13 protein-coding genes and 1 pseudogene are annotated in these 17,004 nt (G+C 64.9%); 7 read left to right on the top strand and 7 right to left on the bottom strand.

Annotated features, from left to right (window positions below; all coding sequences use genetic code 11):
* Positions 1 to 60 precede the first annotated feature (60 nt).
* From K2O51_RS04235 to gtdA, 4 genes and pseudogenes are all read right to left on the bottom strand, one after another.
* Positions 61 to 1,275: a 3-hydroxybenzoate 6-monooxygenase gene (locus K2O51_RS04235; RefSeq protein ID WP_011301966.1), complete on the bottom strand. Its 1,215-nt coding sequence runs from the start codon at positions 1,273 to 1,275 to the stop codon at positions 61 to 63.
* 26 nt (positions 1,276 to 1,301) lie between these two features.
* Positions 1,302 to 1,943 carry a maleylacetoacetate isomerase gene (gene maiA, locus K2O51_RS04230; RefSeq protein ID WP_011301967.1) on the bottom strand — a complete coding sequence of 214 codons (642 nt, stop codon included), beginning with the start codon at positions 1,941 to 1,943 and terminating at the stop codon, positions 1,302 to 1,304.
* Between the two features lie 29 nt (positions 1,944 to 1,972).
* On the bottom strand, positions 1,973 to 2,671 hold the full coding sequence (locus K2O51_RS04225; protein ID WP_041680373.1) for a fumarylacetoacetate hydrolase family protein: 699 nt from the start codon (positions 2,669 to 2,671) through the stop codon (positions 1,973 to 1,975).
* Positions 2,672 to 2,765: 94 nt separating this feature from the next.
* Positions 2,766 to 3,811 (bottom strand): annotated as a pseudogene (gene gtdA / locus K2O51_RS04220) (gentisate 1,2-dioxygenase).
* Positions 3,812 to 3,951: 140 nt separating this feature from the next.
* Between gtdA and K2O51_RS04215 the strand changes: the two are divergent.
* The 7 genes from K2O51_RS04215 to K2O51_RS04185 all read left to right on the top strand — a co-directional run bounded on the left by K2O51_RS04215 (position 3,952) and on the right by K2O51_RS04185 (position 12,805).
* Complete coding sequence (locus K2O51_RS04215; RefSeq protein WP_220630528.1) at positions 3,952 to 4,893, top strand: LysR family transcriptional regulator; 942 nt, start codon at positions 3,952 to 3,954, stop codon at positions 4,891 to 4,893.
* Positions 4,894 to 4,974: 81 nt separating this feature from the next.
* Positions 4,975 to 5,355 (top strand): RidA family protein, encoded by a 381-nt coding sequence (locus K2O51_RS04210; protein WP_011301971.1) that lies wholly within the window; start codon positions 4,975 to 4,977, stop codon positions 5,353 to 5,355.
* A gap of 947 nt (positions 5,356 to 6,302) precedes the next feature.
* Positions 6,303 to 6,578, top strand: coding sequence for a GGDEF domain-containing protein (locus K2O51_RS35080; protein ID WP_245001834.1), 276 nt, complete (start codon positions 6,303 to 6,305; stop codon positions 6,576 to 6,578).
* Between the two features lie 293 nt (positions 6,579 to 6,871).
* Entirely contained in the window at positions 6,872 to 8,497 is a 1,626-nt protein-coding gene (locus K2O51_RS04200) for a methyl-accepting chemotaxis protein (protein WP_220630527.1), read from the top strand.
* Between the two features lie 197 nt (positions 8,498 to 8,694).
* Positions 8,695 to 9,924 (top strand): RtcB family protein, encoded by a 1,230-nt coding sequence (locus tag K2O51_RS04195; RefSeq protein WP_011301974.1) that lies wholly within the window; start codon positions 8,695 to 8,697, stop codon positions 9,922 to 9,924.
* Positions 9,925 to 10,020: 96 nt separating this feature from the next.
* On the top strand, positions 10,021 to 11,412 hold the full coding sequence (locus tag K2O51_RS04190) for an FAD-dependent oxidoreductase (RefSeq protein ID WP_140948808.1): 1,392 nt from the start codon (positions 10,021 to 10,023) through the stop codon (positions 11,410 to 11,412).
* A gap of 187 nt (positions 11,413 to 11,599) precedes the next feature.
* Positions 11,600 to 12,805 carry an ISL3 family transposase gene (locus K2O51_RS04185; protein ID WP_011295769.1) on the top strand — a complete coding sequence of 402 codons (1,206 nt, stop codon included), beginning with the start codon at positions 11,600 to 11,602 and terminating at the stop codon, positions 12,803 to 12,805.
* A gap of 96 nt (positions 12,806 to 12,901) precedes the next feature.
* On the opposite strand, the gene K2O51_RS04180 is transcribed toward K2O51_RS04185, so the two are convergent.
* The 3 genes from K2O51_RS04180 to K2O51_RS04170 all read right to left on the bottom strand — a co-directional run bounded on the left by K2O51_RS04180 (position 12,902) and on the right by K2O51_RS04170 (position 16,968).
* Positions 12,902 to 14,029 carry a 2-aminoethylphosphonate--pyruvate transaminase gene (locus K2O51_RS04180; protein WP_220630526.1) on the bottom strand — a complete coding sequence of 376 codons (1,128 nt, stop codon included), beginning with the start codon at positions 14,027 to 14,029 and terminating at the stop codon, positions 12,902 to 12,904.
* Between the two features lie 69 nt (positions 14,030 to 14,098).
* Positions 14,099 to 15,841 carry a putative 2-aminoethylphosphonate ABC transporter permease subunit gene (locus K2O51_RS04175; protein ID WP_140948806.1) on the bottom strand — a complete coding sequence of 581 codons (1,743 nt, stop codon included), beginning with the start codon at positions 15,839 to 15,841 and terminating at the stop codon, positions 14,099 to 14,101.
* Positions 15,838 to 16,968: a putative 2-aminoethylphosphonate ABC transporter ATP-binding protein gene (locus K2O51_RS04170; protein ID WP_140948805.1), complete on the bottom strand. Its 1,131-nt coding sequence runs from the start codon at positions 16,966 to 16,968 to the stop codon at positions 15,838 to 15,840. The genes K2O51_RS04175 and K2O51_RS04170 overlap by 4 nt, the downstream gene beginning before the upstream one ends.
* Between the last annotated feature and the right edge of the window lie 36 nt (positions 16,969 to 17,004).

Below are 17,004 nucleotides of genomic sequence, written 5' to 3'. Positions count from 1 at the left end.
GGCCGGCGGCCGGATGGGCCGCCAGTCACCTTGTCGGTTACTGCTTGGGTTTGCGGGGTGTCAGAGCCAGGGCGTCGCGCTCAGGCAGCGCTCGGCGCGCCAGCCATGCAGCCACTGCAGCGCATCGTAGAACTGGGTCTGCGTGCGGCCAGTCCACAGCGAGTTGCGCACCATGCGGTCCACGCCCTTGGCGTGGTACACGCGGCCCATGTCGCGCGCAGCGTAGAGCACGCGTGCCGTGCGCGGGATGCGGGCCTGCTCATACAGCTTGAACGCGGCCTCGAAATCATTGCCCGCAGCTTCCACCGCAGCGCCCAGCGTGACGGCGTCTTCCAGTGCCTGGCAGGCGCCTTGTGCGACGTACTGCGTCATCGGGTGCGCGGCATCGCCGAGGAGGGTCGCGCGGCCGAAGCTCCAGCGCTCGACCGGGTCCCGGTCGGCGGTGGCCCAGCGCTTCCACGACGTCGGCCGGTCCAGCATCTGGTGCGGCAGCGCGTGGATGCCGTCGAAGTACGACAGCACTTCTTCCTTGCTGCCTTCGCGCACGCCCCAGGTTTCCTGCTCGCGGCTGTGGAAGGTCACGACCAGGTTGTATTGCTGGCCGCCACGCAGCGGGTAGTGCACGAGGTGGCAGTTCGGACCGGCCCACACCACCGGGGCGTTGACCTGCAGGTCCTTCGGCATGTTTTCGACTTCGACGACTGCGCGATACACCACGTGGCCGGTCACGCGCGGCGCATCGCCGATCAGCGCGTCGCGGATCGCGGACTTGACGCCGTCGCAGCCGACCACGGCCTCGGCCTGGTGGCGCGCGCCGCGCTGGTCGATGACGGTGACGCCGCGCTCGTCCTGCTCGAGCTTTTCGACGCGCGTGGCGGTGCGGAAGCTGATCAGCGGATGGTCCTTCACCGCTTCGAGAATCGACAGATGGATGTCCGCGCGGTGGATCACCGCGTACGGGTTGCCGAAGCGCTCGCGGTAGGGCGTGCCGACATCGACGCGCGCAATCTCATGCGTGTCGATTGCATCGCGCAGGCTCAGGTAGTCGGTAAAGACGGCGCGGCCGCGTGCGGCTTCACCGACGCCCAGCGCATCCATGGCTGCGAACGCATTGGCCGCGAGCTGGATGCCGGCGCCGATTTCGCCGATCTGCTCGGCCTGCTCCAGCAGTTCGATGCGGATGCCCTTGCGCGCGAGCGCCAGCGCCGCTGCCAGCCCGCCGATGCCGCCGCCGATGATCAGAACCTTGCGGCCCGTGTCTTGTGATGTATTCATGCTTTTCTCCTGGCCGGGTCAGCGAATCAGGCCGTGTAATCGGGTTGCTGCGTGGGCGCAGCTTTGGCAAACGCGGGGTGCGCCGTGGCATGCGCATAGACCGCCATGGCGCGCGGGTAGGGCGACAGGTCGCAGCCCATGCGCTGCACGTTGGCGATCTGCGGCACCAGCGTGACGTCGGCCAGGGTCGGCTTGTCACCGAAACACCACGGGCCCTTGCCGTGCAGCGCGAGCAGGCGTTCCACACCGGCCATGCCTTCATCGACCCAGTGGCGGTACCAGGCATCCTTCTGTTCCGGCGTCACCTTGAGCACATCCTGCAGGTAGCGCAGCACGCGCAGGTTGTTGACCGGATGGATGTCGCAGGCGATCAGGCTGGTCAGTTCCAGCACGCGCGCACGCGGCTCCGCGTCCTGCGGCAGCAGCCGCGGTTCCGGGTAGTGCGCGTCAAGGTAGTCCATGATCGCAAGCGACTGTCCGAGCGTGAAGTCGCCGTCCACCAGCGCGGGTACGCACGCAGACGGGTTGATGCCTTGCACGTACTCCGCCTCGCGGTGCTGGCCGGTGCGGATGTTGACCGGCAGGGTCTCGAACGGCAGGCCCTTGAGCGCCAGTGCAATGCGCACGCGGTAGGACGTGGAGCTGTTGAAGAAACTATAGAGCTGCATGATGGCTTCGCTGCTTGCCGGCGTGGATATCAGACCACGCGGACCTTGAGTTCGCCGAGGCCGTCGACGCCGGTCACCATGGTGTCGCCGGCCTTGACCGCGCCCACACCCTCCGGGGTGCCGGTGAAGATCACATCGCCCGGTTCCAGGCGGAAGAACTGCGACAGGTAAGCGACCGTTTCGGCCACCGACCAGATCAGGTGCGTGATATTGCTGCGCTGCTTGTCTTCGCCGTTGACGGTCAGCCAGAGCGCAGCCTCTTGCGGGTGGCCGATATCGGCAGCGCGATGGATCGGCGCGACTGGTGCCGAGGCGTCGAAGGCCTTGCCGATTTCCCACGGGCGGCCCATCTCGCGCATCTTCATCTGCAGGTCGCGGCGCGTCATGTCCAGGCCTACGGCGTAGCCCCAAACGTGCTCCAGCGCCTGCTCGACCGGAATGTCGGAACCGGCCTTGCCGATCACCGCGACCAGCTCGGCTTCATAGTGGTAGTTCTGCGTCTGTACGGGGTAGGGCAGTTCCAGCGTCTGGCCGTCAGCCACAGGCACGATGGCGTCGGCCGGCTTGCAGAAGAAGAACGGGGGCTCGCGGTCGGGATCGAACCCCATTTCGCGTGCATGGGCGGCGTAGTTGCGGCCGACGCAGTAGACGCGGCGCACGGCGAACTGGTCATCGCTGCCAACAACGGGAATGGCGACGGTAGCGGGGGGCGTGAAGACGTAGGACATGGTCGGTTCAGTCAGAAGGGTGTGCGGGGGCCTGGGTGCCGCGCTATGCGCGCACCCGGGCATATGAAATCGGATGAATCGGGTGGAAAGGGGCTCAGGTGCGCGATTCGCGCAGCAGGTTCAGCGCCGACAGCACCGGGCGGTCGGAGTAGCTGAACAGCACGGCGTCTTCCATCGCGCCGAGCTGCACCGGTGCCCACGACGGCGCGACGAACACATCACGCGGCTCGAACTGGAACTGCGCATCGCCGATGCGCACGGTGCCGCGGCCTTCCACCACGCTGTAGACGGTGGCGTCGGTGCTGCGATAGGTCTTGCCCTGGAAGCCGGCCGGCAGGTACTGCATGAAGGTGGCGATGGTCGGCATCGGCCAGCCGCCCGTGGCCGGGTTCACGTAGCGCAGCTTCACGCCGTCCCACGCGTCCAGTTCGCCATTGCGGTAGAGCTTGTCGAGCGCTTCGCGGGAACGATCGTATGGATAGCTGAAGATGGGCGATGTCGGGTCGGTGACCTTGTGGCGCACCGGCACCATGTTCTGGCCGAAGCGCGCAAAGCTGTCGCCCTCGGGGCGTGTCACGGGTTGCTGCGACTCAGGGTAGTTCTCGGCAAAACCTGCATCAAACTGCTGAACGAGCGGGATATCGAGGCCGTCCAGCCACACCACCGGCTCTCCGCCGTCCTCCAGGCTCGGGTTGCCGTGGTCGTGCCACGTCCACGACGGCGTGATGATGAAGTCGCCCGGATGCATGGTGGTGCGCTCGCCGTTGACGGCGGTCCAGGCTCCCTTGCCTTCGACAATGAAGCGCAGTGCTGATTGGGTATGGCGATGGCTCGGCGCGATCTCGCCCGGCAGGATCAGTTGCAGGCCGGCGTAGAGCGTCGACGTGATGCTCGACTTGCCAGGCAGCCCCGGATTCTCCAGGATCAGCACGCGGCGCCGGCCTCTTCGGCGCTGATGACCGCGCCGGCTTGCATGATCAGCGGGCGGATCGCGTCGTACTTCCAGATGGCCGGGATGATCTGCGGGCGCGGTTGCGGGGGCACCAGGCTGTGGAGCGACTCCCACAGCGGCGTCATATGGCTGTGGCCGATGCGCTCGTAGTACGCGACGCGGGCGGGATCGGGCGAGTGTTCGGACATGCTGTCTCCGTGGCTTTTTGTGTTCGCCGGCGTGCTGCCAGGCTGTTGCTTGGAGTTATACGTCCCTCGATATAAGATTTGAAATGAATAAATCCTCTTATCTATACGATTCATCGTATAGATGAACCGAGCGATCACACATGGACTGGACCCAGCGCCTGCGTCTGCGCAACCTGCAGATGCTCCTCAGCCTCGCCGAAACCGGCAACATGAGCCAGTCTGCGGCGCTGCTCAACACCACGCAGCCGGGGCTATCGAAATGGCTAAAGGACCTGGAAGACGACATCGGGCTGCCGCTGTTCGAGCGGCAGGCGCGCGGACTGCAGCCGACCCCCTACGGCGAGTCGCTGATCGAGCACGCGCGCCGCATTACCGCGCAGCTCGACACGGCGCGCGATGACCTGGCAGCGATGCGGGAGGGCGGTAGCGGGCTGGTGGTGGTCGGCACGTCGGGCGCGTCGGCTGCCGACACGGTGCCGCTGGCCGTGCTGCAACTGCTGCAGCGCATGCCGCGCGCGCAGGTTCGGCTCGTCGAAACGACCATGGACCGGCTCATGAACCAGCTTGCGCACAATGAGCTGGACATTGTGGTCGGGCGGTCCGCGCCCGAGCTCCAGGACGCGCAGACCATTGGCGAATCGCTGTACCTCGAACCGATCCATTTCGTGGCACGGCCACGCCACCCGCTGGCCACGCAGGACACGGTGACCTGGGAGGCGCTGCAAAGCTACCGCTGGGTCGTCTGGCCGCGCGGCACGCCGATCCGCAATGCGCTCGAGGCGGCGCTGGCCAGCGCCGGGCGGCCGTTGCCGGCGGACTGCGTGGAATCGAACTCCACGGTTCTCAACCTCACGCTACTCAACAGCAGCGACATGATCGGCCTGGCCTCGCACCGGACCGCGCGCCGGCTGGAAGAACTTGGCGCGCTGCGCATTGTGCCGCTGCGCCTCGCCGGGTTTGGCTCGGTGTCGATGTACTGGCGCGAAGATTCGGTCAATCGTTCCGCCGTCGCCGCAATGCTCGACTGCCTCCGGCGCGCCGCCGACCGAGAAGTGCCGGACGCTGTTGTCCCCACGCCTTGAGCGGTTTGGCTTTGGCGCCTACATTGGATGCTCCACGCGCCGGCGCTCCGGCGCGCCGCACATCCACCATGGAGGGGCGACATGGAATTCCTGAATTCCGGCAAGGTCCTGCCCGCAGGACTGCCGTTCTCCGAAGCCGTCCGCATTGGCAATGTTGTCTACCTGTCAGGGCAGATGGGTATCGTGCCGGGCAGTACGCGCCTCGTGCCGGGCGGCATCCGGGAAGAAGCCAAGCAGGCGCTTATGAATATCCGTACGACGCTGGAAGCCCATGGGCTGACGATGCGGGATGTCGCTAAATGCACGATCATGCTCGCGGATATTAGTGAATGGCAGGTTTTTAACGAGGTCTATAAGGGGTTTTTTGAGCCCCCTTATCCGGTTAGGAGTGCGTTGGGGGCTAATGGGCTGGCGTTGGGTGCAAGGGTTGAGATTGAATGTCTGGCGATTGCTGGGGGTTAGGGCCTTCGTTCTTGGCAGGCGCCGCTGTTTCGCCGGCGTAGCCGGCGACCTCCTTTTGTCCGAGCGGCAAAAGGAGGCAAAAGCGCGTCAGGCTTGCCCTAACGGGCGAATATTTATCGTAGTGGGGTCAGGGTGTTGTACGGGTATGAGCTTCAGAGTGCGTCACGCTGCCTGCCGCGTGGGGCACGACCGTGAGAGGGAATACAGCGCTGATTGAACGAGCCCCGAAACTGTCCGTGGACCCTGCTGCTACCGCTATCGGGTGATCGCCTTCGGCTGCGCTACGCGCAGAGTTCAAGTCTGAGCGCGGGAGCCCAGGGCAAACCGCGCCTCGGCAACGATGCCCGCGCTGCATGCGCGAAGTAGAGAGAAGGAGTAGAAAACGGACCTCGGGCGCCCGCCGTTGATGAGCTTGCACCCCGACGACGACGTGCGCGCAGCGCAGCCGAAGGCGTCCCACCACTGACCGTATTGGAACGCTGTACCCGAGTCCAACTTGGGGATCGTTCAAAAGTCGTACCGCGCCAGGCACAGGTTCTGACTCACATAGCGTGAGCAGGCTTGAACGATGACCACGTCTCGCGAGACCCAAGCCGCTTGATAACAAGAAGCGTACCGTTGATGGCCAGCCGCCAGGCGACGCGTTCTTTGGTTACTTTCTGTCGCTCGGACAGAAAGTGACTCGCCGGCTACGCCGGCGAAACAGCGGCGCCTGTCAAGAACGCCCCCCTACGCTGGCTGGCAGCGGGCCTGGCCTGCCTGGCAGGCCTTGGCTGGTACCAGGCAATCTCGCCGGACTACCGAATCCGCGTTGTGCTGCTGGCATGCACCGTGGCAGCGGTGTGCCTCGCACACGCACGACTGATGTGGCGTCACGGCAAGGGCTTCGGGCCGCGTTTCACTGTGGCGATCCTGCTGCTTCAGGTCCTGATCCTGTGCGGCAGGCTTTGCGCCACACTGACCAGCTCGGCCGCTTCGGCGGCGAGGAATTCGTGGTGCTGATGCCGCAGACCGACCGTCCGACCGCGCTCGCCACGGCTGAACGCCTGCGGCAGGCCGTCGCGAACCAGCAGGCCCGCGACGGCTGGCCCACGTGTACGGCAAGCGTTGGCCTGGCCAGTGTCGAGGCCGGCGAAACCACGCTCGATGGCGTCCTGTCGCGCGCCGACGCGGCGCTGTACCGCGCCAAAGCGGACGGGCGAGACCGCGTGGCGGTGGGCTGACGCTGCACGCCGTCGCGCTGCTTCATGGGTTAACCCCGCCCTTCTTCGGAGGGGTCAAACTTTGCGGAACCTCGCCGTTAGCGGAACAACAGGTTTTGAACGAATGTGGTCATCGTGTGCGCTGTCTCGGCGGCGCCGCGCATGAACCCCTTACCGGCGTGGCATGGCATTGGCCGCGCAGGGCTTTGGAACGGGCGCAAGGCGTTACACGGCGGGCATGCCTGCCGGGTCTGTCAGGAGGATTGGCAATCAACCGCAGCGCTTGCGTCCGACGGACGCGAAGGGGGGCATTCATGAACTTCAGGGATTTCTCGATCAAGGCCCGGCTCCTCGCCGGCTTTGGCACGCTTGCCAGCATCGTGCTGGCTGTATCCGCCTATTCCCTGCACGCACTGGGTGAATCGACGGACGGCTTCACACAGTATCTGAACGGTCTCAATGCACGTTCCGAACTGTCCGCGGAAGTGCGTGCCGCAGTGGACCGCCGCGCCATCGCCGCGCGCAATATGGTGCTCGCAACCGTGCCGGCCGAGATCGACAAGGAAAAAGCGGAAGCGCTGCGTGCGCATGAAGATGTGCAGAGCCGCCTTGGCAAGCTCAGCCAGATGGTGCAGGACAAATCCGCCAGCGACGAAGCGCGCCAGCGCATCGCGGACGTGGTTCGCGTCGAGGCCCAGTACGGACCCGTGGCGACGGCCATCGTCACGCTGGCCGCGGACAAGCACGCCGAGGAGGCCATTACCCGCATCAACACGCAATGCCGGCCATTGCTCGCGTCGCTGCTGCGTGCGGTCGACGCCTATGACGACCTGACCCATCGCCGGCAGCGGGATATGGAAGCACAGCTCGCCGCGGATTATGTCAGCCGGCGCAACCTGCTGATCGTGATCGCGCTGGCCGCGGTGGCCCTCGCATGGATCGGCGGTGTGCTGATCACGCGCGCGATCACGCGGCCTATCGGGCAGGCCGTGGACGTGGCGCGCACGGTGGCCAGCGGCGATCTCGGCGCGCGCATCGAAGTCACCAGCAACGACGAGACCGGGCGCCTGCTCGCGGCGCTGCGCGACATGAATGAACGGCTCACCGAAACGGTCACGCGCGTGCGGTCGGGCAGCGCCAGCATTGCCGGCGCGACGCGCGAGATCGCGCAGGGGAATGCGGACCTGAGCAGCCGCACCGAAGAGCAGGCCGCGTCGCTGGAACAAACCGCTGCCAGCATGGAAGAGCTGACCGAGACCGTCAGGCAAAACACCGACAACGCGCGTCATGCCACGGAACTGGCCCGCAACGCGGCCAATGTCGCGCAGGAGGGCAGCGGCACCGTGGGCCGCGTAGTGGAGACCATGCAGGGCATCAGCGCGAGTTCCGCCAAGATCGCCGAGATCACCGGCATCATCGAAGGCATTGCATTCCAGACCAACATCCTTGCGCTCAATGCCGCCGTCGAAGCTGCGCGTGCGGGGGAGCAGGGCCGCGGGTTTGCGGTGGTAGCGAGCGAGGTGCGTGCGCTGGCACAGCGCTCGTCCGGTGCGGCCAAGGAGATCAAGGCTCTCATCGATACGTCGGGCCAGCAGGTTGCCACGGGCGCGGAACTGGCCGGCGAGGCGGGTCACGCCATGGCGTCCGTCACGCAGGCCGTGGCCCAGGTCATGGCCATTGTCGAAGAGATTGCCACCGCATCGTCGGAACAAGGACGCGGCATCGAGCAGGTGAACCAGGCCATCGTCCAGATCGACCAGGTCACGCAGCACAACGCTTCGCTCGTCAGCGAGGCAGCGTCGGCGTCGCGCTCGCTCGAGGAGCAAGGACGCGAACTGAACGAACTGGTGTCGGTCTTCCGGCTGCCTGGGGAATCGCATGCGCGGCATGAACCAGGCACAAGGGCGATTCAGGCTTCGGGGCGCGTTGTCATGGCGTAGTGGAATAGTGCGGCGGCAGGACAGGTGAGGTACGGGTCCTGCCTGTCGCTCCCGTCGCGCAGGGCCCGGCCCTGCTGTGTCTTTAAGCGGGTTGTCTTTAAGCGTGTTCCCTGACGCCGGATGCCGGTTTCCTCACTTCGGGATTTGACTGCGGGCCTGACCGTCTAAACTGCAGCCGATCCGACCCGGAGACATCCATGACGCAACAGGCCCGCTACGAACTGCTGAAGACCGACAAGGGCCGCCCGGTCAAGATGTGGACCCGCGGCGTGCCCGTGGAGGAAGAGGCGCGCCGCCAGCTTGCCAACACCGCGCAGTTGCCGTTCATCTTCAGCCATCTCGCGGTGATGCCCGATGTGCATCTCGGCAAGGGCTCGACCATCGGCTCGGTGATTCCTACTGTAGGTGCCGTGATTCCGGCGGCGGTCGGCGTAGATATCGGCTGCGGCATGATGGCCGTGCGTACATCGCTGCACGCATCCGACCTGCCCGATAACCTTGGCCCGCTGCGCAGCGCCATCGAACACGCGGTGCCGCATGGGCGCACCGGGCAGGGCGGCCGGCGCGACGAAGGCGCCTGGGGAAAGATCCCGGACCAGGTCGACAGCGTCTGGGCCGGGATGGCCCCCGACTTCCGCCGCATCACCGACAAGTATCCGCAACTCGCCCGCACCAACAACCGCAGCCATCTCGGCACGCTCGGCACCGGCAATCACTTCATCGAAGTCTGCCTCGACGAGGCCGATGCCGTCTGGTTCATGCTGCATTCGGGTTCGCGCGGCGTGGGCAACGCGATCGGCACCACCTTCATCGCGCTGGCGCAGCAGGACATGCGCCGGCACCTGGCCAACCTGCCCGACCGCGACCTCGCTTACCTGACCGAAGGGTCGGAGCACTATGACGACTATGTGTTCGCTGTCTCATGGGCGCAGCAGTTCGCTCGGCGAAACCGCGAGCTGATGATGGCCAACGTGCTGGCTGCCGCCCAGCGCGTGATCCGCAAGCCGTTCACCACGCAGGCAGAGGCCGTTAACTGCCACCACAACTACGTGCAGAAGGAGCGCCACTTCGGCCAGGACGTGCTGGTCACGCGCAAAGGTGCCGTCAGTGCGCGCGCGGGAGAGCTGGGCATTATTCCGGGGTCGATGGGCGCGCGATCGTTCATCGTACGCGGCAAGGGCAACCCGGAGTCGTTCTGCTCATGCAGTCACGGCGCAGGTCGCACCATGAGCCGCACGGAGGCGAAGCGCCGCTTCAGCGTGGCCGACCAGGTGCGCGCGACCGAAGGCGTGGAATGCCGCAAGGACGCCGCCGTGATCGACGAGATCCCGATGGCCTACAAGGACATTGAAGCGGTAATGGCTGCGCAGTCAGACCTTGTGGAGATCGTGCACACGCTCCGGCAGCTTGTGTGCGTGAAAGGCTAGCCGGACGACAGGCAGTGCGAAGGCGTGTGTCATTTTGTTGCATTGTGTGGCGTATTGTTGTAATTTGAGGAGGACCCCCACCCCTCGGATGACTCCATGCGCCCCTTCTGGCTAGAACAGGCCCTTCTCGGCGATACCGATCTTGCCCCCGCCTTGCGCGGAACCCGACAGGCCGAGATCTGCATCGTAGGCGGCGGTTTCACCGGGCTATGGACAGCGCTGCAGATCAGGCAAAGGCGCCCCGCCGCGAGAATTACCATCCTCGAGGCCGACATTTGCGGCGCAGGCGCGAGCGGCCGCAACGGCGGCTGCATGCTGACGTGGTCTACCAAACTCTTTACGTTGACGCGGCTGTTCGGCGAAGCCGAAGCCATGCGGCTGGTACGGGCGTCCGAGGATGCGATCCCTGCCATCGCGGATTTCTGCCGCCTGCATGGTATCGATGCCGATCTGCGCATGGACGGCACGATCTATACCGCCACCAATCCCGCCCAGGAGGGTTTGCTCGATCCGGTCGTGCAGGCGCTGGAGGACTGGGGGCTCAATAGCTGGCACCGCCTGAGCAGTGGCGAGGTTGCCGCGCGAACGGGCTCGGCCCGCAACCGCTCCGGCTTCTTTTCGCCGTTGGCCGGCACGGTGCACCCCGGAAAGCTGGTGCGCGGACTGCGTCGCGTGGCGCTGAGCCAGGGCATCGACATCCATGAGCGCTCGCCAATGATTTCGCTGGTCGATGCCGCGCGTCCCGCGGTCGTGACGCCATGCGGGCGCGTGGAAGCCGACCACGTCGTGCTGGCGCTCAATGCCTGGATGCCTACGCTGTTTCCGCAATTCGAGCGGTCGGTGGCCATTGTGTCGAGCGACATGATCATGACCGACCGCTGCCCCGACCTGCTGGCAAGCATCGGGCTCGATCACGGCACTTCGGTACTGGATTCGCGCACCTTTGTCTACTATTACCGCACCACGCGCGACGGGCGGCTCATGCTTGGCAAGGGCGGCAATACGTTTTCCTACCGCGGACGCATCGCGCCGGTCTTCAATCAGGCATCCCCGTACGAGACGATGCTCACGCAAAGCCTGCGCGCGTTCTTTCCAGCCCTGAGCGATGTGCCCGTGATTGCCAGCTGGAATGGCCCCTCGGACCGCTCGTCTACCGGCTTTCCGTTTTTCGGCTACCTGAACGGAAACCGGGCAATCTCCTATGGTTTCGGCTATTCCGGCAATGGCGTGGCGCCGAGCTATATGGGCGGCCAGTTGCTGTCGTCGCTGGCATTGGGCGAGGACAATGCCTGGACGCGTTCAGGCCTGGCGAAGGGGCCGCGTGGCCAGTTCCCTCCCGAACCGGTGCGCTATCTCGGGTCGCTGCTGGTACGCAACGCGATTCGGCGCAAGGAAAGCGCCGAAGACCGTCACACGGAACCGTTCTTGCTCGACAAATTTCTGGCCCGTTTTGCCCAGGCCGCTGGCAAAGCCGACAAGGTGGCCTGAGCGCCGGCGGGTATCGAGTCTTGCCTGACAAGCCGCACTGCGCAGCAGCGCAGTGCCAATAAAAAAGGTTCTTCGCCGATCTGCGTGACCGTTTAGAAACAAAAAGGGCCAACACGCCCACCACTGTTATCTTGGAGTTGCGACACAACAAGAATCAGGAAGGTGGAGGTTGGCCCTGCGCGATTGTATGGCCCAGCTCGGCTGCTGGGAAGGCTATCGCCTGCGCGATAGTTGGGAGGAGACCCGTAATGGGCAGCGCATTTGCATCGTCCGGCTGGAACCTAAGGGGCGCCGGAGACGGTGCTGCGATGGCTGTGGTCGGGGCGTTAGCAGCATCCACGATCGGGTAGAGCGGCGCGTGCGGGATCTGCCAATGTTCGAGATTCCGGTGGAGTTGGTCGTGCCGCGACTTCGTCTGGCTTGCCGGCGATGTGGCCCGAAGCTGGAGCGCCTGGACTGGCTCGCACCCTATGCGCGGGTGACAACGCGGCTAGCCGCCAGCGTAGCGCGACTGTGCAAAGTCATGTCGTTGCGCCATGTCGCGCGCTTCTACCAATTGGCCTGGACTACCGTCAAGCGCATCGACCTGCGCTATCTGGAGCGGGAACTGGGGCCGGTCGACCTGAAAGGCGTCACCGTGATCGCGATGGACGAGTTTGCTATCCAGAAGGGCCATCGCTATGCCACGGTCATCGTCGAGCCGTCGAGCAAGCGGGTACTCTGGGTTGGGCGCGGACGTTCGCGAGAGGAAATCCGACCCTTCTTCAAGCTGCTTGGTCCCGAAGGCTGCGCCCAGCTTCGCGCCGCGGTGATGGACATGAATACCGCTTACGACCTTGAAGTGCAGATGCATTGCCCACAAGCACAGGTCGTCTATGACCTCTTCCATGTGGTGGCCAAGTACGGCCGTGAAGTCATCGACCGGGTTAGGGTGGACGAGGCTAATCGGCTGCGCGGCGACAAGGCCGCCCGTAAGGTGGTGAAGTCTTCTCGCTGGTTACTGCTGCGCAATCGGGAGAACGTCACCCGTGAGGCCGATCAGATCCGGCTTGATGAAATACTGGCTGCCAACCAGGCGCTGATGACCGTCTACGTGCTCAAGGACGATCTCAAGACGCTTTGGACATACCGGCATCCCGGCTACGCCCGGCGCTTCTGGCAAGGGTGGTACGAGCGCGCAATGGCCAGCGGCATCGTACCTCTGTGCCTGTTCGCCAAACGCCTCAAGCCATACCTGCCAGGCATCCTGGCTCATAGCCGCTGGCCGTTGGGAACCAATCTGGTAGAGGGCATTAATAACCGGATCAAGGTCATCAAACGGATGGCCTATGGCTTCCGTGATGACCATTACTTCTTCCTGAAGATCCGGGCGGCCTTCCCCGGAAATCGGTGAAGAACCATAAAAAATGGCCAGGATCGCATCGGCTGCTTCGCCGGTGTGTCCTGGCCATGTCAGTCAAGCTCAAATCAATGGCGCAGGCGCCGACCGTCACGCGGCAACGGTCATCCCGATCTCGACGCCCATCCCCGCCAGGACTTCGCCGATGGCCTTCACCGCGCCGGGGATGCCCGCGTCGCCGAAATGGCCGATGCATCCCACGCGGAAGGTCTCGATTTCGGTGAGCTTGCCCGGATACAGGATGTAGCCGCGCTGCTTGACGGCCTGATAGAAGGTCTTGAAGTCATAGCGCGGGTCGGCCGGCGCATGAAACGTGACGATGATCGGGGCCTGTACCTTGCGCTCGAGGTAAGGCTTCAGGCCGAGCGTCTCCATGCCGTCCACCAGCAACTGGCAGTTGCGGGCGTAGCGCGCGCCGCGTGCCGGAAGTCCGCCTTCTTCCACATACTGCTGGAGCGCCTGGTCAAGCGCCGCGACCACATGCGTCGGCGGCGTGAAGCGCCACTGCGTGGTCCGTTCCATGTATTTCCACTGGTCATAGAGGTCAAGCGAAAGGGAATGGCTGTTGCCTTCACAGCGCTCCAGCGCCGTGCGCCGCGCGATTACGAAGCCCATGCCGGGCACGCCTTCCAGGCATTTGCCGGAGGCCGCAATGACGGCATCGAATGGGGTCGTGCGGGCGTCGATGTCGATGGCGCCGAAGGAGCTCATCGCATCGACGATCAGGCCGCGCCCATGCCGGGCTACGACCTGGGCGATCTCGTCCAGCGGGTTGAGCACGCCGGTGCCGGTTTCGCAATGGACGACCGCGACGTGGGTGATGGTGCTGTCCGCAGCCAGTTGGCGGTCGATGTCCGCTGCCCGCATGGGGCGGTCCTCGGCATAGTCGATGGTGGACAGGCGCCGGCCAAGGGTCTTGCAGATTTTCGCGATGCGCTGGCAATAGGCGCCGTTCACAGGCACCAGCACATGGCCGTCGCGCGGCACCAGCGTGCCGATGGCGGCCTCCACGGAGAAGGTGCCGCTGCCCTGCAGGGGCACGCATTCATGCGTGTCGTCGCCGTGGACGATCGCCAGCACCTGCTGGCGAATGCGGGCGGTAATGGCGTTGAAGTCAGTGTCCCACGAGCCCCAGTCGCGCAGCATGGCAGCGCGGGTGCGGTCCGAGGTAGTGAGGGGGCCGGGAGTGAGCAGGATGGGGTAGGGCGTGGCGGTCATGGGTGTCTCCTGACGTTGGGTTCTGGTCTGTCGGCTTGTCGGTATCTCGGTATTCCGGGATCGCGGCGCTCAGTGGCGGGCCAGGTCGCGCCAGCCCTGCGTGCGTCGCAGCAGCACGCGGGTGCACAGGGCATAGACCAGGCAGATGGCGGTGGACGTGAGCACGATCAGGCTGGCAAGCGCCGCCGCGGGACCAATGTCGCCGGCATCGTCCATGTGCATGATGGCGACGGAGGCGAGGATGGTTTCCGGCGTGTAGAGGAAGATCACGCACGACAGCGTCGACATCGACACCACGAAGTAATAGCGGGCGATGTCCAGTACGGCAGGCAGGCATACCGGCAGCGTGACGCGCAGGAACGTGCGCCATTGCGGCACCTTGAGCGAGGCCGAGACCGCTTCGAACTCGTTATCGATCTGCTTGAGCGCGGTGATGGCCGTGAGGTGGCTCGACGTGTAGTAGTGGATGATGGTCGACTGGATCACCAGGATCATCGTGTTGTAAAGGAAGTTGAGCGGGTTCGACGGGTGGTTGAAGAAGATCACATAGCCTAGCCCAAGCACCAGACCCGGCACGGCCATCGACAGCACCGCCAGGAAATGCATGACCGGCCGCATCAGCCCGAGGTTGCGGGTTTTCTCGATCAGGTAGGCGCCGGTGAAGACGATGAGCGAACCCGACAGCGCCGTGGCGGTGGCGAGTACCAGGCTGTTCTTGTAGGCGCCGGCCATATCGCTTTCGAACAGCACGATGTGGTAGTTCTGCAGGCTCAGCGTCAGGTCGTAGGGCCACAGCTTGATCAGCGAGGTATAGATCGCCATGCCGACCACGGAGAGCAACAGTGCGCAAACCAGCATGCAGTAGCCGCCGAGGAGCGCGTTGGCCAAGGCATTGGGCTTGGGCGCGTAGGGTACCGAACGTGCGGTGAGCTGGGCGCGCAGCTTGCGGCGCACCACGGCGTCGATCATGAACGAGAGGACCGACGGCACCAGCAGGAGCACACCGACTACCGCACCCATCGAGAAGTTCTGCTGGCCGATCACCTGCTTGAAGACATCGATGGACAGCACGTTGAAGTCGCCGCCAATCACCTTGGGCGCGCCGAAGTCGGAGATGACATAGGTGAAGGTCACGGTCGCCGCGCTGATCAGGCCGTATTTGCAGGAGGGCAGGGTCACGCTGAAGAACTTGCGCCGGGTACTGGCGCCAAGGGCGCTGGCGGCTTCGTAGAGGCGCCCGTCAGCGAGCGACAGCGCCGTGACAAGGATCATCAACGCATGGGGAAAGGTGTTGTAGACCTCCGCGATGATGATGCCCCGCGCGCCGTAGATCGATGCCCCGCCCAGCAGCGGCTTGAGCACGCCTTGGTTGCCGAACCACTGCACGAAAGAGATGGCGGAAAGCAGGGACGGGGCCAGCAGCGGGATCAGTGCAATCAGCCGGAAGGCGGCTTTCAGCGGCGCTGGCAGCGTGCTGCGTGTCAGCGCATAGGCGAAGACGAAGGCCAGTGGCACGGAGATGCCGACCACGCTCGCGGCCAGCATTACCGAGTTGCGTGCCGACTGCAGCAGCGACGGTGTGCGGATGTAGGCAGCGAAGTGGGCCAGTCCGACGAAATGGCCGTCACGATCGAGCACGGCATTGGCGAGGATGGCGCACATCGGCGCCAGCAGGAAGAGGAACAGCGCTAGCAGCACGCAGGCCAGCACCGCGCGCGCGATGATTTCGTCCCAGTTCCAGCGGGCCAGCCAGCTTGTCGTGGTGGTCTTGGGTGTCTGGGACGGCATCTGGGGAAGTACGATCTCTTTCATCGTTTTGCTCCAGTCGCTGCGAAGGCCTGGATGCGGCTGGCCCGCAGCGCAATACGCAGCGGCTGGCCGGCGCGGATGCCGTGATCGTGGAACTGGTCGAGGGTGAATTGCAGGCACAGCGACTGACCGCCAAGGTGCTCGCAGCTCGCCTCGGCCATGCAGGTGTCACCCAGGAATTCGACCTTCTCGATGTTGACGGTCAGCTGGTTGGGTGTGTCGCCGCCGAACTGTCCGATGTGGCGGTCTTCGGGACGAAGATAGAGATTGACGGCCGTGCCGGGCTCGAATTCGCGGCTGCAGCCCTCGCAGGTCAGCTCCAGCGTGCCCACGCGGAAGCGGCGGCCACCGAGCGCCGTGCCGGCCAGCACATTCACGCGCCCGACAAAGTCCGCCACGAACGGCGTGGCCGGGCGTTCGTAGACCTCCAGCGGCGTGCCGACCTGCTCGATGACACCGTGGTTCATGACGACGATCCGGTCGGCCATGGACAGTGCCTCTTCCTGGTCGTGCGTGACCATGATGGTCGTTACGCCCACTTGCTGCTGCAGGCGCCGGATCTCACCGCGCAGGCGCACACGTTCCAGCGCATCGAGCGCGGACAGCGGTTCGTCGAGCAGCAGCAGGCCCGGCCGGGTCGCCAGCGCACGCGCCAGCGCGACGCGCTGCTGCTGGCCCCCCGAAAGCTGGCTGGGGTACTTGCGTCCGGAGGTCGGCAGGCCCACCAGGTCAAGCAGTTCCTGCACCCGCTGCGCGATCTCGGCCCGGCCGGTGCGACGGTTCACGAGGCCGTAGGCCACGTTATCGGCGATCGTCAGGTTCGGGAACAGCGCATACGACTGGAACACGATGCCGTAGTCGCGCCTGGAAGGAGGCAGGGCGGAGATATCGCGCCCGAGCTGGAGGATGGTGCCGGCGGTCTGCTTCTCCAGTCCGGCAATGATGCGCAGCAACGTGGTCTTGCCGCAGCCCGACGGGCCGAGGAAGCACAGCATCTCGCCCTGGTAGACGGTCAGGTCGATATGCCGCAGGGCGGTGAAGGTTTCGAATTCCTTGCGCACGCCCTGGATCTCGAGGGCGGGCACGCTGCCGGCGCGCGTGGCGACGAACTTGGCGCTGGTCATTTCCATGGGTTCCCCACAATCTGGTGATGGCTGCGATGGCGA

This window comes from Cupriavidus pinatubonensis (assembly GCF_019602855.1).
Lineage (GTDB): Bacteria > Pseudomonadota > Gammaproteobacteria > Burkholderiales > Burkholderiaceae > Cupriavidus > Cupriavidus pinatubonensis.
This window is presented reverse-complemented; position numbering and strand designations above follow the sequence as displayed.

Coding starts and splice junctions, on each gene's coding strand:
- K2O51_RS04235 (WP_011301966.1), bottom strand. CDS start 1,275: ATGAATACATCACAAGACACGGGCCGCAAGGTTCTGATCATCGGCGGC.
- maiA (WP_011301967.1), bottom strand. CDS start 1,943: ATGCAGCTCTATAGTTTCTTCAACAGCTCCACGTCCTACCGCGTGCGC.
- K2O51_RS04225 (WP_041680373.1), bottom strand. CDS start 2,671: ATGTCCTACGTCTTCACGCCCCCCGCTACCGTCGCCATTCCCGTTGTT.
- K2O51_RS04215 (WP_220630528.1), top strand. CDS start 3,952: ATGGACTGGACCCAGCGCCTGCGTCTGCGCAACCTGCAGATGCTCCTC.
- K2O51_RS04210 (WP_011301971.1), top strand. CDS start 4,975: ATGGAATTCCTGAATTCCGGCAAGGTCCTGCCCGCAGGACTGCCGTTC.
- K2O51_RS04200 (WP_220630527.1), top strand. CDS start 6,872: ATGAACTTCAGGGATTTCTCGATCAAGGCCCGGCTCCTCGCCGGCTTT.
- K2O51_RS04195 (WP_011301974.1), top strand. CDS start 8,695: ATGACGCAACAGGCCCGCTACGAACTGCTGAAGACCGACAAGGGCCGC.
- K2O51_RS04190 (WP_140948808.1), top strand. CDS start 10,021: ATGCGCCCCTTCTGGCTAGAACAGGCCCTTCTCGGCGATACCGATCTT.
- K2O51_RS04185 (WP_011295769.1), top strand. CDS start 11,600: ATGGCCCAGCTCGGCTGCTGGGAAGGCTATCGCCTGCGCGATAGTTGG.
- K2O51_RS04180 (WP_220630526.1), bottom strand. CDS start 14,029: ATGACCGCCACGCCCTACCCCATCCTGCTCACTCCCGGCCCCCTCACT.
- K2O51_RS04175 (WP_140948806.1), bottom strand. CDS start 15,841: ATGAAAGAGATCGTACTTCCCCAGATGCCGTCCCAGACACCCAAGACC.
- K2O51_RS04170 (WP_140948805.1), bottom strand. CDS start 16,968: ATGGAAATGACCAGCGCCAAGTTCGTCGCCACGCGCGCCGGCAGCGTG.